Source organism: Streptomyces sp. SudanB182_2057 (genome assembly GCF_964272715.1).
GTDB lineage: Bacteria > Actinomycetota > Actinomycetes > Streptomycetales > Streptomycetaceae > Streptomyces > Streptomyces rubradiris.
Genome location: NZ_OZ186798.1, coordinates 1451347 through 1467535, shown reverse-complemented (window position 1 = coordinate 1467535; position 16189 = coordinate 1451347). Strand labels below are relative to the sequence as shown.

The window sequence follows — 16189 nt, the reverse complement described above, 5'->3', positions numbered from 1 at the left end:
CGGTGAAGAGCGGTCATGACGCGGTGACCGGACCGGCGTGCCGGGCCGCGGGTGCGAGCAGTTCGGCGACCGCTTCCTCCAGCACGGCCAGTCCGTCCTGGCTGAGCAGCGACTCCGGGTGGAACTGCAGCGAACGGAAGCCGGGGCCCCGTAGCCCGTGCACCTGTCCGGTGGCGGGGTCACGGCTCACTTCGACGGTCCGGGTGCCGTCGGTGATCACGTCGGTGGCGCTGTGCAGCGCGAAGGTGTTGTAGAACCCGACGACGACCGGCCGCCCGAAGAGGTCGATCTTCTTCTGCACACCCTGGTTGGGGCGCTCGCGCCGGACGATGTCCAGGCCCAGCAGGGTGCCGAGCACCTGGTGGCTCAGGCACACGGCGAGCAGCGGCGTCGAGCCGGCGAGCAGCGAACGCGCCGTCGCGCGCAGGCTGTTGATCCGGGGGTCGGTGAGATCCCTCGGATCACCCGGGCCGGGGCCCATGACCACCATGTCGTACGCCGTGGTGGCGGGGACCTCGTCGAAGCGGCGGATGTCGGTCTGCAGTCCGAGGGCGTCGAGCTGATGGCCGATCATGGCGGTGAAGGTGTCCTCCGCGTCGATCACCAGCACACGCCGGGTGCCGGTGAACGCACGGCGACGGACGTCGGGCTCGGCCGGTGGCCCGCTCAGCCAGAAGCGGGCGAGGTTCTCGTTGCGTGCGTCGAGGGCCTGGCGCACCAGTTCGTGTCCGGCCAGCTCCCGCGCGTGCCCGCGGTGGCCGCCGGCCGGCTCCGCCGTCCCCAGCGCGCGCAGCACACCGCGGGCCTTGGCATGGGTCTCGGCGACCTCGGAGGACGGGTCGGAATCGCGTACCAGCGTGGCGCCCACGCCCAGTTCGAGGCGCCCGTCCCTGATGTCCGCCGTGCGCAGCAGGATCGCGGAGTCGAGCGAGGTACCGCCGTTGATGTCACGGCTGATCAGAGCGGCGACCCCGCTGTAGTAGCCGCGGCCGCGCGGCTCGTACTCCTGGACCACACGGCACGCGCTCTCCAGCGGGCTGCCGATGACCGTGGGCGCGAACATCGTCTCGCGGAGAATCTCGCGCACATCGCGGGTGGTCCGCCCCTCGATGAGGTACTCGGTGTGGGCGAGCGTGGCCATCTCCTTGAGGAACGGGCCGGTGACACGGCCGCCCTCCGCGCAGATCCGGGCCATCATCTTCAGCTCTTCGTCCACCACCATGTACAGCTCGCCCGCTTCTTTGGCGTCGGCGAGGAAGCCCAGCACATCGGCCACGGACGGGCCTTCGGGCGGATAGCGCAACGTGCCGCTGATGGGGTTCATCACGGCGGTTCCGTCGAAGAGGCTGACGTGCCGCTCGGGCGTGGCACCGACGAAGGTCCGCTCCCCGGTGTGCACGACGAACGTCCAGTACGCGCCGCGCTCGCCTTCGAGCAGCCGGCGGAACAGACTCAGGGCGACCCGCGGCGACCAGTTGGCGATCTCGGCGGTGAAGGACCGCTTGATCACGAAATTGGCGCCCGCGCCGTTGCCGATCTCCCGTTCGAGCACGCGCCGCACGATCGTGGCGTACTCCTCGTCGTCGATGTCGAAGCGGGTGTCCGAGAGGTCGACCGGTACGTCGGGCAGGAGCGGCAGCGCGCGGTCCAGGGGACACACCGCCTGCCGGGAGACGGTCAGTGTCAGCAGCGGCTCCCCGTCGTCGTGGCAGGCGAAACCCCGTTCGGAGAGCTGCCGGTACGGTACGAGGACCAGTGATTCGTGCCGCGGGCCGGGCTCGGCCCCGGCCGCCTCGGCCAGCGGGACGTCGGCCAGGCGGTCCACTTCGCTGACGTCTCCCACCAGCAGCTCCACCCGCTCTCCCACCGCCTCCGGGCGGTACAGCAGGGCGAAGGGGAGGGCCGGGGAACCGGTGACGAGCTCCAGGAGCTCGCGGAAGCGGGTCTCTGGGGATGCCATGCCGTCAGGCCTGCCCGACGAGATCGGTGGAGTTCAGCCGGGCGAGGACCTCGTCGGCGGACACGACGACGGAGCACCGGGACGCGGCGTACTCCAGCGCCATGCGGTGGTGGTCCGCGGAGAAGTCGGCGACGGCGTCGGCCACCAGGAACGTCTCGATGTCATGGGTGAACGCGTCGACCGCGGTCATGAGACAGCCGACGTGGGCGTAGACGCCGCAGATGATCAACTGGTCGCGTCCCAGGCCGCGCAGGTGCTCCAGCAGGCCGTTGTTGTGGAACGCGCTGTAACGCCACTTGGTGAAGACCCGCTCACCGGCCGCGGGGGCGACGTCGTCGACGATCTCGCGGTGCTCGGGCGACGTACGCATGCCCGGTCCCCAGAAGTCCACGAGGAGGCCCCGCTGCCGCGCCGTCATGTCCCCCGGCTGCGCGGTGTAGGCGACCGGGACGCCTGCCGACCGGCACTGCCGCACGAGCCGCCGGGCATTGCCGACGAGGCTTCGCGCGGGTTCCTGTTCCGGGGCGAAGGGAGCGAGGAAGTACCGCTGCATGTCGTGCACGAGGAGTGCGGCGCGGGCCGGATCGGGCCGCCACGAGGCCGTGTTGCCCGGCCAGGTGCCGCGGGCGGGCGGGGTGTACGAGGGGATGCCGGATATGGCCATGGGACGTGTTCTCCTGATCTCCTGAGTGCGAGGCGTCCTGGGACGGATCGGTCAGCGGCCCAGAGCGGCGCCGCCGTCGACGTGGAGGTCGTGCATCGTGATGTGCGAGGCACGATCGGAGAGCAGGAACGCGACCGCGTCGGCGATGTCGTCGGGGGCGGCGAACCTGCCGAGGGGGATGCCGACCCGGTACTCCGCCGCCACGCCGTTGAGGGAGCCGTCGGAGTCGGACTCCTGGTTCCACAGGGAGCGGAGCATCGGGGTGTCGGTCGAACCGGGGCACACCGCGTTGCAGCGGATGCCGTGCCCCGCCAGTTCCAGGCCGAGGTTCTTGGTGAAGGCGACGGCGGCGGCCTTCGACGCGGCGTACGCCGCCATGTGGAAGCGGGGCACGACGGCGGAGTTGGACGCCACGGTGACGACGGAACCCGGCCGGCCCCGCTCCACCATGCGGCGGGTGACGGCGGTGGACATCCGGAAGACACCGGCCGTGTTGACGGCGAAGGTGTGCTCCCAGTCCTCCTCGCCGAGTTCCAGGACCGGCCCGCCCCGCAGCACGCCGGCGACGTTGACGAGGTGGTCGACCGGGCCGAGCCGTTCCTCGGCCGCCGCGACCGCCGCCTCCACCTGGGCCGGGGAGGTGATGTCCGCGGGGAACGCGGCCACGGACCAGCCCTTGTCCGCGCAGTCCCGCTCCAGTGCGGCCAGGGCCGCGGCGTCCAGGTCCACGGCGGCCACCGAGGCCCCGGCCGAGGCCAGCGCGTGGACGACCGCACGGCCGATGCCTCCGGCGGCCCCGGTCACCAGGGCGACCTTGTCCGCGTACTCCATGTCCGTCAACGTTGCTCCTTCATGAGTCGGGTTGCCTGGGGCGGACCTCGGGTCAGGCGTGCCAGCCGCGGACCGTGTGACGGGCCTGCCGCAGATCGAGCCGGGGGTCGCACAACGTGGTGTAGGCGGTGCCCGCCTCGTCGCCCGCGGCCCAGACGCATTCGGTGACGGGCTGCGCGGTGGCCTCCAGGTGCAGCCCGCCGGCGACACCGCCTTCGGCGAGCACGACGTCCTGGAAGCCCTCGATCTCCTCGACGAGCCGGGACACGACCCGTGTCTTGCGTCCGTCCGGCAGGCGCACGGTGTTGCCGTGCATGGGGTCGCACAGCCAGATCACGGGGTGCCCGGCCGCGCGGACCGCGCGGACCAGCGGGGGCAGGACGTCGTGGACCCGGGAGGCGCCCATGCGGCTGATGAGCGTCAGCCGTCCCGGGGTGCGCAGCGGATCCAGCGCGGCGCACAGGCCGAGCAACTCGCCGGGTGTCGTGCCGGGACCGACCTTGCAGGCCACGGGGTTGACGATCCGGGAGAGCAGGTGGACGTGGGCGCCGTCCGCCTGCCGCGTGCGTTCCCCGATCCACGGGAGGTGCGTGGAGGCGAGCAGCAGTCCGCCGTCGTCCAGACGGCGCAGCATCGGCTGTTCGTAGTCGAGCAGGAGGGCCTCGTGGCTGGTCCACACCGCCGTCCCGGCGTCGTCCGCCGGGCGGCGGCCGTGTGCCCTCAGCGCCTGGTGGACGGCGTGGGACAGGTCGTATCCGGTGAGCAACCGGCGGGGGTCGGGTTCGCGGGCGGCCGGATCGGCCTCGGGTGCGTTGACCATGGGGCCGCGGTAGACCGGAAGCTCGACCCCGCCGACGTGCTCGACCGGATGGGAGCGGGGCTTGGCGAACTGGCCGGCCCGCCGCCCGATCCGCAGCACCGGACGCCCGCTGCCGTCCTCCATCAGCCGGGCGAGTTCGTCCAGCAGACGCACGGTGCGGCCGACACCGGCGACCGTGCACTCCGCGGGGTCCTCCGCGCAGTCGCCGGCCTGTACGATCCGCCGCTCGCCCAGGGCCACTTGGGCGAGCAGGCCCGTCAGCAGGGCCGTGTCGCGCGCCGTGACCAGGCCGGGGCGGCCGCGCAGCTCCTCGCGCACGAGGGCGAGGAGCCGCCGATCGGGCCAGTCGGGCTGCTGTCGCGCGGCGGGGTGCGGGCGAGCCCGTTCCACTTCGGTGACGTGGGCCGTGGCCATGTCTCGCCCCACCTGGGTCCCCTTCTCTACATATCGCGGAAATGCAACTGCGCCGGTCTGAATGCCGTTGAATGGGGTGGCGCTGAATCACTGCCGAAATAGTCCGGCGGTTCGCTGCGCAATGGAGCTGCAACATATGCAGGTGCCAGCGATCTCGTCAAGCATTGATCCCCGGACTCCGCCGGCGGCCCTGTATCAAGCCTCTGTAGACATGCAACCGCACGCACTGATCAGCGAGTTGTGAAGAGGTGCGTGCAACCGCATGCATTTCTTTACAGGGTCTTCCGGGGTGGGTTAAATGGGAGTCGCCTAGGGCTATTAGGCAAGCTTTTTCATTCAGGATCAGGGGGTCGCGTGCACATTCTCGTCACCGGCGGCGCGGGCTTCATCGGCTCGCATTACGTGCGTATGCTGCTGCGCGCCCGCGACGCGGGCACAGAAGCCGTCACCGTGCTGGACAAGCTCACCTACGCCGGCAACCGGGCCAACCTGGCCGACGTCGCCGGGGACGAGCGCCTTCGGTTCGTGCGGGGCGACATCTGCGACCGTGCCCTGCTCGACGCCCTGCTGCCCGGCGTCGACGCCGTGGTGCACCTGGCCGCCGAGTCCCACGTGGACCGCTCGATCGAGGACAGCGCCGTCTTCCTGCGCACCAACGTCATCGGCACCCAGACCCTCCTGGACGCCTCGCTCCGGCACGGGGTGCGCAAGTTCGTGCACGTCTCGACGGACGAGGTCTACGGGTCCATCGAGCACGGTGCCTGGGACGAGACGTGCCCCGTGCTGCCGAACTCCCCCTACTCCGCCTCCAAGGCGTCCTCCGACCTGCTGGCCCTGGCCTGCCACCGCACCCACGGCCTCGATGTGAGCGTCACCCGCTGCTCGAACAACTACGGACCGATGCAGCACCCGGAGAAGGTCATCCCGCTCTTCGCCACCCGCCTCCTCGACGGGCTGCCGGTGCCGCTGTACGGCGACGGGCGCAACGTCCGCGACTGGCTGCACGTGGAGGACCACTGCCGGGCCATCGACCTGGTCCGCAGGGCGGGGCGCGCCGGTGAGGTCTACAACATCGCGGGCGGTACCGAGCTGACCAACGCGGAGCTGACCGAGCGGCTGCTCGCGGCCACCGGCGCCGACTGGTCGTCGGTCGAGCCGGTGCCCGACCGCAAGGGACACGACCTGCGCTACTCGGTCGACTGGAGCAAGATCCGCGACGAGCTCGGCTACCGGCCGCTGCACACGATGGACGCCGGCCTGGACGAGACCGTGCGCTGGTACCGGGAGCACCCCGAGTGGTGGCGCCCGCTGGTGTCCCGGACGCGGCCGGGCACCACCGTGACCGCATCCGCGGGGCACACCGTCAGCTGACCGTCCCGAGCCGAGGAAGTTCCATTCAGATGCGCGGAATACTGCTGGCCGGGGGCTCCGGAACCCGGCTGCTGCCCCTGACCGCCACCCACTCCAAACAACTGCTGCCCGTCTACGACAAGCCGCTGGTCTACTACCCGCTGTCGGTCCTGATGCTCGCGGGCATGCGCGAGATCCTCGTCATCACCAACACGCACCACCTGGAGTCGTTCCGCCGACTGCTGGGAGACGGCAGCCAGTTGGGCCTCGACCTGCAGTACGCCGTCCAGGACGAACCGCGCGGCATCGCCGAAGCCCTGATCATCGGCCGAGACTTCGCCGGGGACGAGGACCTGTGCCTGATCCTGGGCGACAACATCTTCTACGGCCAGGGCCTGCCCGCCACACTGAGCGGAGCGGCGGCGACGGTCGACGGGTGCACGGTCTTCGGCTACCCGGTCTCCGACCCCGAGCGCTACGGGGTGGCGGTGCTCGGCGCGGACGGCGAACTGCTCGACATCGTGGAGAAACCGTCCGTTCCCCCCTCCAACACCGCGATCACCGGCCTGTACATGTACAGCAACGACGCGCTGTCCTACGCCGAGAAGATCTCCCCGTCCCCCCGGGGCGAACTGGAGATCTCCGACGTCAACCGGCTGCTCGTCGCCGAGGGCCGGGGCCGGATCATCCAGCTCGGCCGGGGCAACGCGTGGATCGACGCCGGCACCCACGACAGCCTCCTGGAAGCCAGCCAGTACGTCCAGGTGCTGCAGAAGCGGCAGGGCATGCAGATCGCCTGCCTGGAGGAGACGGCGTTCCGCATGGGCTACATCGGCATGGGCCAGCTCGTCGAACTCGCCGGACGGCTGTCGCCCGGCTCGATGTACGGCCGTCACGTCCAGTCGCTGATCAGGACCTGACGGCACCGATCGATTCCTCGCCTTCCCCGCCGTACGGAAGGCGAGTCCCGGCACGGCGACCGCGCCGCGTCGGACCGCGGCGCGCACGGCCCGCCGCGGCGTCACCCGGCCCCCCGACACTGGAGAGACACATGGAGAGCGCCGCGGGCACTGCGCGCCGTCCTCGTCTGGATTCACTCACCGGCGCCCGCTTCATCGCCGCAGGACTCGTGTTCGTCTGCCACCTCGCGACCGGTGGCTTCTTCACGGCGGGGACAGCCGCCGCGGACGGACTCATGTCGGCGACCAAGTCCGCCGGAACCATCGGCGTCTCGTTCTTCTTCGTCCTGAGCGGCTTCGTGCTGACCTGGTCGGTCCGGCCGGGGGACACCTACCGCGGCGTGCTGCGGCGCCGGCTGGTGAAGATCTTCCCCAACCACGTGGTCACCTTCGCCCTGGCGCTGCTCGTGTACGCCGCGGCCTCGACCCCGCTGGGCACCGGACTGCTCAACCTGCTGCTCCTTCAGGCCTGGTCGACCGATCCCACCGTGTTCCTGAGCGTCAACGGGGCCAGCTGGTCGCTCTCGTGCGAACTGCTCTTCTACGCGCTGTTCCCGCTCCTCCTCGTCGTGATCAACCGCATCGGTGCCGCACGGCTGTGGTGGTGGGCGGCCGGCGTCGTCGCGGCCGTCATGGTGCTGCCGGTCGTGGCCGGGCTCCTGCCGGCCGACCCCGCCTTCCCCGCCACCGGTTCGTGGCTGGACGGCGTCTCCATCGACCGCCTGTGGTTCGTCTACATCTTCCCGCTGACGCGCCTGCTCGAATTCGCCCTCGGCATGCTGATGGCGCGCATCGTTCTCAGCGGGCGCTGGATCAGGCTCGCCTGGCCGTGGGCCGGACTGCTGGCCGTGGCCGCGTACGTCCTCGGGCTCTGCACACCGATGCTCTACACCGTGGCCGCGGTGACGGTCGTCCCGCTGGCCCTCCTCATCGCCGCGCTGGCGGTGTCCGACGCCGCCGGGCGGGGCACGGCGCTGTCCGGCGGGCTGATGCGCCGCCTGGGGGAGGCGTCGTTCGCCTTCTACCTCGTCCACGGCATCGTGATCGCCTACCTCGGGGAACACCTCGTGGCCGCCCACGGGCCCCTGACGACCACGGAGAGCGTGCTCGTCTCGCTGCTGGCCCTCGCCGTGAGCCTCGCGCTCGCCTTCGCCCTGTACCACGCGGTCGAGATGCCGGCGGTACGGCGCTTCAGCCGCGGCCGGCCCGCGACGGCCACGTCCGCCGCCGGTACGGCGCCCACGGCCGTGCCGGCGCGCGGCGAGACGGACTCGACCCCCGTGTGAGAGGTGCCCCCTTCCCGTCACCGCGCTCTGCACCCAGTTCCTGCGACACCGAGTGAGGTTCTCCCCTTGCGTATTCTCTTCGTCACGGGCGGCAGCCCGGCCACCGTCTACGCGCTGACCCCCCTGGCCACGGCGGCCCGCAACGCGGGCCACGAGGTGCTGGTCGCCTCCAACCGGGAGACGATGGAGGCGATCGCCGGGGCCGGACTTCCCGGAGTGTGCGTGTCCGAAGTCCCGATCCGGCACCACATCACCACCGACCGCGAGGGCCGGCCCGTCCCGGACTTCGACGACCCCGACCGGCAGATGCGGAAGATCGGCCACGCCTTCGGCCGGATGGCCGCCGTCTACCAGGAACCCCTGTACGACCTGGCCGAGGCATGGCGCCCCGACGTGGTGGTGGGCGGAACCCTCACCTACTCGGCCGCGGTCCTGGCGGCCCGTATCGGTGTGCCCTTCGTGCGCCAGGCATGGGACTCCGGTGAGCCCCAGGTGGTTGACGTGGCCGCCGAGATCGAGATGCGCCCCGAACTGGAGGCGCTGGGCTTCGACGGCATTCCCGGCTCGGCGCTGTGGATCGACGTGTGCCCGCCCAGCGTGCGCGACCCCGAAGCCCCGCAGGGCGTCTCGATGCGGTGGGTGCCCTGCAACCTCCAGCCGCCGCTGGAACCCTGGATGTACCGGAAGGAGACCGCCGCACCACGGATCGCCATCACGGCGGGCACCAAGACCGCGCCGGGCTACTTCTTCGACTACCTGGTCCAACTGGTCGCCAAACTCAAGCACTTGGAGGCCGAACTCCTGGTCAGCGCCCCGGACGGGGTGGCCGAGGCGCTGTCCGAGGCCACCGGCACACGAGTGCGCTGGCTGCCCTTCGACACCGTCGCCCCCACCTGCGACCTGCTCGTCCACCACGCGGGGGGCGGCACCGCGCTGACCGGCATGGTCCACGGCATCCCGCAGCTGCTGGTGCCCAACATGCCCAAGCTGGTGGCCCCCTCCCAGCGGCTGGCCGCGTACGGCGCGGCACGCATCCTCCTGGAGGGCGAGGACACGCCGCAGGCGATGGCGAGCGCGGCCGAGGACCTGCTGTTCACGGAGTCGTACCGGACGCGCGCGCGGGAGCTCCAGCAGGAGGCCACCGCCATGCCCGCGCCCGCCGAGATCGTGAGCCTGCTCGAGAAGTTGGGATGACGCCGTGTTCTACCACGTGTGCTTCGTCGTACCGGACATCGAGCGCGCGATGTCCGACCTCACCCGGAGCACCGGGGCCCGGTGGTCGGTGATCCTGGAGGACTCGCTCGGCGAATGGGACTACCGCCTGGCGTTCACGAAGGGCGGCCCGCCCTACATCGAACTCGTCCAGGGACCGCCCGGCAGCCCCTGGGACTCCTCCCTCGGGGCGCGCTTCCACCACCTGGGGTGCTGGACCGACGACGTGACGAAGAGCTCGGCCCGGCTGTCGGAGGCGGGCTTCCCACAGGAGTTCAGCGCCTGCCCGCTGGGACGCCCGTACACGTACCACAAGGTGGACAGCATCGGCGGCCATGTGGAGCTGATGGACATCTCCCGGCAGGAGAGGTTCCTCAGGTCCTGGGACCCCGGGGCGGAACCCACCACGGCAACCATCGAAGGGACCGCTCTTTCATGACGAGCGACAACCCCGACGTCCTGATCGTCGGAGGCAGCACCGTAGGCCTGATGACCGCCCTGTTCCTCGCCCGGAGCGGGGTGAGCGCGCGGATCGTCGAGCGTCGTCCGGCTCCGCCGACACACCCCCGGGCCATGGGCGTCGGTCCGCGTACCGTCGAGATCCTGCGCACCGCCGGACTCGCCGACGCCGTGGACGCCGTGTGCATGGACATGTCCGCCGGCAACCTGCGGATGATCTCCGCCCCGACCCTGGCGGAGGCGGACCTCGAGAACCTCGCGCGCGACGCGCGGCCGAGCACCGACGCCTTCGGCCGGCTGACGCCCCAGTCGCTGCGCGGCACCTGCCCCCAGGGACGCCTCGACACGGTGGTCGCCGAGGCCGCGCGGGGCGCGGGCGCGCACATCGAGTTCGGATCCGAACTGCTCTCGTTCGAGCAGGACCACGAGGGCGTCACGGCCCGGGTCCGCGACGCCGACGGCGAGCGGGAGATCCGGGCCCGTTACCTGGTGGCCGCCGACGGAGCCCGCAGCGCGGTACGACAAGCCCTCGGGATCGGTACGAGCGGACCGGGCACCCTCGGAGATCCGCTGATCAGCGTGCTGTTCCAGGCCGACCTGGACGACCTCACCCGGGGACACACCTTCATCACGTGTGACATCACCAACCCCCAGGCGCCGGGCGGGCTGCTGCCGGTCGACGGGGAGGGGGAGTGGATCTATCACTTCCGCTACTCGCCGGAAGCCGGCGAACGCGCGGAGGACTTCACCCGGGAGCGGTGCGCCGAGCGGATCCGCAGGGCCGTGGCGCCCGCCGCCGACCTTGCGCTGGACGTCGTCAGCATCCTGCCCTGGCGGGTGAGCGGCCTGGTCGCCGACCGGCTGCGCGCCGGGCGGGTCTTCCTCGCGGGCGACGCGGCCCACGTCATCCCGCCGGTCGGCGCCTTCGGCATGAACACCGGCGTCGCCGACGCGCACAACCTCGCCTGGAAGCTCGCACACGTACTGGCGGGCACGGCCGGTGAGGCACTGCTGGACACGTACGAGGCCGAACGGCTTCCCGTGGCGCGGACGGCCCTGACGCAGTCGATGCTGCGCCTGAACGACCCCACCCTGCACTGGGCGTCCGGACCGGAAGGCCGCCGCCACCGGGCCCGGCACGGCGCGCTCAACGCCCCCGTGGTGCACCTGGGGTACCGCTACGACTCCACCGCCGTGATCGGCGCGCAACCCGAACTCCCCTCCACGGAGGACGTCGAGGCCGGCCTGGACGGCACACCGGGCTCCCGCCTGCCGCACCGCTGGCTGCTCCGGGACGGCGCCGACGTCTCGACGCTGGACCTCGTCGACTACCGGTTCACCCTGCTCACCGGCCCCGGCGGCCGGGCCTGGCACGACGCCCTCGGCAAGGCGACCGCCCAGCTCGGGACGGCCGTCGACGCGCACACCGTCGAGGACGACCGCGCGGCCGGCGACCCGTCGGCCACCTGGACCGCACAGGTCGGCATCGAGGAGTCCGGAGCGGTGCTGGTGCGACCGGACGGCTTCGTCGGCTGGCGCGCCACCGCCCTGGAGCCCGAGCCCGACCGCGTACTGACCCAGGTGCTGGGCTCGCTCCTGGGGCGGCCCGAGCCCGGGCCGTCCCCGGATTCCCATGAGTGACGACCGGCAGCGAGGGAGGGAAACGGTGGAAACGACCAGCGCGGCGCGCACCGCCGTGGTCACCGGGGGCAGCAAGGGCATCGGCCGTGAGATCGTCCTGCGTCTCGCCCGCGCCGGCGTCCTCGTGGCCGTCCACTACGGACGGGACGACGCGGCGGCGCGGGAGACGGTCGACGCGGTACGGGCGGAGGGCGGAAGCGCCTTCGCCGTCCGGGCGGACCTGAGCGAGAACGGCTCGGCCGACGCGCTGGCCACCGCCGTGGCGGACGGCCTGGCCGCTCGCACGGGCTCCAGCGGACTCGACATCCTGGTCAACAACGCGGGCATCGGCTGTCGTGCGGACATCACCGACATCACGCCCGAGGATCTCGACCGGGTCTTCGCGGTCAACGTGAAGGCCCCCGTCTTCGTCACCCAGTGGCTGCTGCCGCTGCTGCGTGACGGCGGGCGGATCGTCAACATCTCCTCCGTCGCCAACCGGATCGCCCATCCGCACGTGCTCGGCTACGCCATGAGCAAGGGCGCGCTGGAGGCCTTCAGCCGGTCGCTGGCGGCCCAGTTGGGGGCCAGGGGCATCACGGTGAACACCGTCGCGCCCGGCCTGATCGAAACGGACTTCCACCGCGCCCGGCTGCGCGCGCATCCGGAAGACGCCGTCGAGGCCGCCGCGATGACCGTGTTCGGACGACTGGGACAGCCCGGGGACGTGGCCGACGCGGTGGCGTTCCTCGCTTCGGAACAGGCGCGATGGATCACCGGTGAACGCCTGGAGACCACGGGCGGCGCCTACCTGTGAAGCCCTTTTCCGTCCGCGAAGGAAGGTTTGGACATGCTCCTCAATGACATCTACGTGGAATCCCTCGGCGTCCGCCTGGGCGACCGGCTCGACCTCGAGGAGGCGGTCGCCGACGGGCGCTACATCGCCTCCGAACACGTCGCCAACGCCCTTCTCGGGGTGACGGTCTCGGACGACGTGTTCGCCCCCGACCTCGCGGTGGCGGCGGCGCGCCAGGCGCTGGAGCGGGCGGACGCCTCCCCCGACGACGTCCGGCTCCTGCTGCACGCCAGCGCGTACTTCCAGGGGCAGGACATGTGGACTCCGTCCTCCTACATCCAGCAGCAGACCATCGGCGGCACCGCCCCCGCCGTCGAGGTGGACCAGAAGTCCAACGGCGGCATGGCCGCGCTGTCGCTGGCGGCCGGATTCCTCGGCGGCTGCGACGACGAGGCCGCCGTGCTGATCACCACCGGCGAGCGGTTCTGCCTGCCCGGCTTCGACCGGTTCCGCACCGAGAGCGGCACCGTCATGGCGGACGGCGGTACGGCCCTGCTGCTCACGCGGCGCCCCGGCTTCGCCCGAGTGATCTCCTGCGTGCTGACGTCGGACTCCTCCCTGGAGAGCATGTACCGGGGCCGGAGTCTCAAGGACGCCCCCAGCTCCGGGGACAGGCCGCTGAACATGCGGGCCCGCAAGACGGACTACATGCGCAAGCGCCTCAGCGACCTCGACGCGATCTCGCTGCGGATCGCCGGAGGCATCGGCGACTGCATCGGCAAAGCCCTCGACGAGGCCAAGACCGAGGTGGCCGAGGTACGGCGCTTCGTCGTCCCGCACAACGGCCGGACCGTGCGCTGGTGGAGCATGCTCGCCGACATGGGCGTCGGCCCGGAGCGCACCACGTGGGACTTCGGCCGGCAGGTCAGCCACCTGGGCTCCGGTGACCAGACCGCGGGTCTGGAGCACCTGCTGACGACGGGTCAGCTGGCGGCCGGGGACCGGGTGGTGCTCGCAGGCACCGGCTACGGCTTCAACTGGGGCGCGGCGGTGCTGGAGATCCAGCACATCCCTTCCTGGGCCACCCGGTGACAGCCGGCCGGGCGAAGTTCCCTCAGCCACCTCCGGTCCTCCGGGCCGCTTGACAACGTACGGAGTCCTCCATGGCCTTCCCCCCACTGGTCGAACCGGTGTCCCAACTCCCGGACGCCGAAGTACGGCGCAACGCGCACCAGCTGATCCTGGCCGGGCACGGCCTGCCGGGCCAGTCCAGGCTGGCCGCCGGCCGGGTGCTGGTCGTCGGCGCCGACGAGATCGGGGCGCCCCTGATCGGACAACTCGCCGACCTGGGCGTCGGGTTCATCGGCATCGCCGACGGCTCGCCGCTCAACGCCTGGGACCGCCACCTGGGCCTGCCGGACGACGAGCCGTCCGACCGGGCGTCGGCCTGGGCCCGCGCGCTGCGGCGGACCCACCCGTCCCTGGTCACCGCTGTCGAGCAGCGGTTCGACGTGAGCTCCGCACGGGACATGGTCGCTCGCTACGACCTGGTGGTGTGCGCCGGAGAGGACCAGGCCCGGTGCCTGCTCGTCGACGACGCCTGCGCCCAGGCGGGTGTGCCCTATGTGTGGGGCTCCATGGACGCCACGGCCGGCCGGGTCTCCGTCTTCTGGGACCGGCACGGCCCCGGCTTCCGCGACCTGTACCCCGAGGCACCCGCCCCGTACTTCCGTGGCATGGCGGGGACGCTGCGGGTGGTGGGCAGCTGGCTGGCCGCGGCGATCGCGGCCGAGTGCGTCAAGCTCCTGACCGGCACCGGGCAGCCGCTCGTCGGCCGGGTGATGAAGTACGACGCGATGGCGGCCACCTGCGTGACGGTGCCCCTGCGCCGCGATCCCGCGACCCGGCGCCCGGCCGAACTCACCGCCGCCGAACCCTTCTTCGGCCTGCTGTCGCCGCGAGCGGCCGAGGCGGCACGGGAGTCCACCATCTCGGTGGAGGAACTCAAGGCACTCCTCGACAAGGGCGAACCGGTCCACCTGGTCGACGTCCGGGAGCCGGACGAGTACGCCTTCGCCCACCTGCCCGGCTCGGTGCTCGTCCCCAAGGGGGAGTTCCTCGACGGCGACGCGGCCGGCCGGCTGCCGCGGGACCGCCGGATCGTGCTGCTGTGCCGGGCGGGGATCCGGTCGGCCGAGGTGCTGGCGGTCGTCAAGGACGGCGGACATCCGGACGCGGTGCATCTGGGCGGCGGGATCGTCGCCTGGGCGCAGCGGATCGACCCGTCCCTGCCCCTGTACTGACCACTCACCGTAACCACGGGCGGCCTTGAATTCCGCGCCGTTCCTTCGCTGAATTCAGTGGGGTCTTCGCTTTTCCCGGAATTCCAAAGGTGTTGCCCGAAATCCTCGGTGGTGGCCGCAAGCGGCCACCACCGAGGATTTCTCAACGCACCGGAACGCAGCGTCCTTCCTCGGTGCGATAGGTCCACCGCGCTCCGTGGACGGCCAGCTCGGCAACCGCCGACACGAGCCGGTCGAGGTGCTCCGGCGGCGTGCCGGCGCCGAAGCTCGCGCGGACGGCGTTCACGGGCCGCTCGCCCGGCCCCAGCGGCTGGGGCGCACCGCAGCCGTCCGGATGGTCGGGAGCGTTGCCCAGCAGCCTGCGCACCAACGGATGCGCGCAGAACAGCCCGTCCCGTACGCCGATGCCGTACTCGGCGGAGAGGGCCGCGGCCAGGTGCGAGCTGTTCCAGCCGTCCACCACGAAGCTGATGACACCGACCCGCTCGCTGCCCGCGCCCCACAGCGACAACACCTCGACCTGCTCGATGGCGCCGAGTCCGGCTACCGCGCGGCGCAGGAGCGCTTCCTCGCGCGCGACGAGCGAGTCGAAGCCGGCCGTGCGCAACGCACGGCACGCGGAGGCCACCGCGTAGGCGCCGATCACGTTCGGTGAACCCGCCTCGTGACGTGCCGCGCTCTGCTGCCACTCGACGTCGATGCCCCGCGCGGTGCGCACGACTCGCTTGCTGGCGCCGCCCCCGGCCAGATAGGGATCGGCCCGGCACAGCCAGTCCGGGCGCCCGGCCAGCACACCCGCCCCGAACGGCGCGTACATCTTGTGGCCGGAGAAGGCGATGTAGTCCACGCCCAGTTCCCGCAGGTCGACCGGGCGGTGGGGCACGAGCTGCGCGGCGTCGAGGACTACCCGCGCCCCCGCCGCGTGGGCCACCTCGGTGATCTCCGCGACGGGCCACAGCTCGCCCGTGACGTTGGACGCCCCGGTGACACAGACCAGGCCGGGCAGTTCGGGGGAGCGGCCGGCCAGGGCCTCGGCCACGATCTCCACCGCGTCGTGTCGCGACACCGGCGCGCGCAGCACGGTGACGTCCCGCTCACGCCACGGGAGCAGGGCGGCGTGGTGCTCCGTCTCGAAGACGTACACCTGGGTCCCGGCCGGGATCACCGCGGCCATCATGTTGAGCGAATCCGTGGTGGAGCGGGTGAACACGACATGGTCGTCGGCACGGCACCCGAGGAACTCCCGGACGGTCTCCCGGCTCTGCTCGAACAGATCGGTGGACAGCTGGGACAGATAGCCCGCCCCCCGGTGCACGCTCCCGTAGTACGGCAGGTAGTTGGCGACATCGTCCCAGACGCTGCGCAGCACCGGGGCGCTGGCCGCGTAGTCCAGGGCGGCGTACGGCACTTCGCCACCGGTGACCAGCGGCGCCGCGACGTCCAGCCCCAGGACGGGCAGGGCGGCCGCGAGCTCCGGCTCGGCGAGGGGCAGGGAGGATCGGAGGGACACGTGGA

General features: G+C 71.6%; 14 protein-coding genes. 9 read left to right on the top strand and 5 right to left on the bottom strand.

The genetic code is table 11. The features are described 5' to 3' along the window. Window positions 1-13: 13 nt before the first annotated feature. Genes ACSURM_RS06035 through ACSURM_RS06020 form a run of 4 tightly spaced genes read right to left on the bottom strand, consistent with a single transcriptional unit; the run spans window position 14 to window position 4689 of the window. The gene (locus tag ACSURM_RS06035; RefSeq protein ID WP_436953913.1) at window positions 14-1960 is read right to left on the bottom strand and encodes an anthranilate synthase family protein; all 1947 of its coding nucleotides are present in this window, start codon (window positions 1958-1960) and stop codon (window positions 14-16) included. Window positions 1961-1964: 4 nt separating this feature from the next. Next, window positions 1965-2624 carry an isochorismatase family protein gene (locus ACSURM_RS06030; RefSeq protein ID WP_436953912.1) on the bottom strand — a complete coding sequence of 220 codons (660 nt, stop codon included), beginning with the start codon at window positions 2622-2624 and terminating at the stop codon, window positions 1965-1967. 51 nt (window positions 2625-2675) lie between these two features. Further along, window positions 2676-3455, bottom strand: a complete 780-nt coding sequence (locus ACSURM_RS06025) for a 2,3-dihydro-2,3-dihydroxybenzoate dehydrogenase (protein WP_436960944.1) — start codon at window positions 3453-3455, stop codon at window positions 2676-2678. 52 nt (window positions 3456-3507) lie between these two features. Beyond that, complete coding sequence (locus ACSURM_RS06020; RefSeq protein WP_436953911.1) at window positions 3508-4689, bottom strand: 3-deoxy-7-phosphoheptulonate synthase; 1182 nt, start codon at window positions 4687-4689, stop codon at window positions 3508-3510. A gap of 354 nt (window positions 4690-5043) precedes the next feature. Between ACSURM_RS06020 and rfbB the strand changes: the two genes are divergently transcribed. From rfbB to ACSURM_RS05975, 9 genes are all read left to right on the top strand, one after another. After that, window positions 5044-6060 carry a dTDP-glucose 4,6-dehydratase gene (gene rfbB, locus ACSURM_RS06015; protein WP_436953910.1) on the top strand — a complete coding sequence of 339 codons (1017 nt, stop codon included), beginning with the start codon at window positions 5044-5046 and terminating at the stop codon, window positions 6058-6060. A 29-nt stretch (window positions 6061-6089) separates the two neighbouring features. After that, a complete protein-coding gene (gene rfbA, locus ACSURM_RS06010; RefSeq protein WP_436953909.1) occupies window positions 6090-6959 on the top strand; it encodes a glucose-1-phosphate thymidylyltransferase RfbA in 870 nt (289 codons plus the stop codon). 131 nt (window positions 6960-7090) lie between these two features. After that, a complete protein-coding gene (locus ACSURM_RS06005; protein WP_436953908.1) occupies window positions 7091-8284 on the top strand; it encodes an acyltransferase family protein in 1194 nt (397 codons plus the stop codon). A 66-nt stretch (window positions 8285-8350) separates the two neighbouring features. Continuing rightward, entirely contained in the window at window positions 8351-9478 is a 1128-nt protein-coding gene (locus tag ACSURM_RS06000) for a nucleotide disphospho-sugar-binding domain-containing protein (protein ID WP_436953907.1), read from the top strand. A 4-nt stretch (window positions 9479-9482) separates the two neighbouring features. Beyond that, window positions 9483-9935 carry a VOC family protein gene (locus ACSURM_RS05995; protein ID WP_436953906.1) on the top strand — a complete coding sequence of 151 codons (453 nt, stop codon included), beginning with the start codon at window positions 9483-9485 and terminating at the stop codon, window positions 9933-9935. After that, window positions 9932-11596 (top strand): FAD-dependent monooxygenase, encoded by a 1665-nt coding sequence (locus ACSURM_RS05990; protein WP_436953905.1) that lies wholly within the window; start codon window positions 9932-9934, stop codon window positions 11594-11596. Before ACSURM_RS05995 ends, ACSURM_RS05990 begins: the two co-directional genes overlap by 4 nt. Further along, entirely contained in the window at window positions 11589-12392 is an 804-nt protein-coding gene (locus tag ACSURM_RS05985) for an SDR family NAD(P)-dependent oxidoreductase (RefSeq protein ID WP_436953904.1), read from the top strand. The genes ACSURM_RS05990 and ACSURM_RS05985 overlap by 8 nt, the downstream gene beginning before the upstream one ends. Window positions 12393-12425: 33 nt before the next feature. Beyond that, window positions 12426-13463 carry a ketoacyl-ACP synthase III family protein gene (locus tag ACSURM_RS05980; RefSeq protein ID WP_436953903.1) on the top strand — a complete coding sequence of 346 codons (1038 nt, stop codon included), beginning with the start codon at window positions 12426-12428 and terminating at the stop codon, window positions 13461-13463. 71 nt (window positions 13464-13534) lie between these two features. Beyond that, window positions 13535-14674, top strand: a complete 1140-nt coding sequence (locus ACSURM_RS05975) for a ThiF family adenylyltransferase (RefSeq protein WP_436953902.1) — start codon at window positions 13535-13537, stop codon at window positions 14672-14674. A gap of 142 nt (window positions 14675-14816) precedes the next feature. Here ACSURM_RS05975 and ACSURM_RS05970 read toward each other — a convergent pair whose 3' ends face one another. Continuing rightward, window positions 14817-16184, bottom strand: a complete 1368-nt coding sequence (locus tag ACSURM_RS05970) for an aminotransferase class V-fold PLP-dependent enzyme (protein ID WP_436953901.1) — start codon at window positions 16182-16184, stop codon at window positions 14817-14819. Between the last annotated feature and the right edge of the window lie 5 nt (window positions 16185-16189).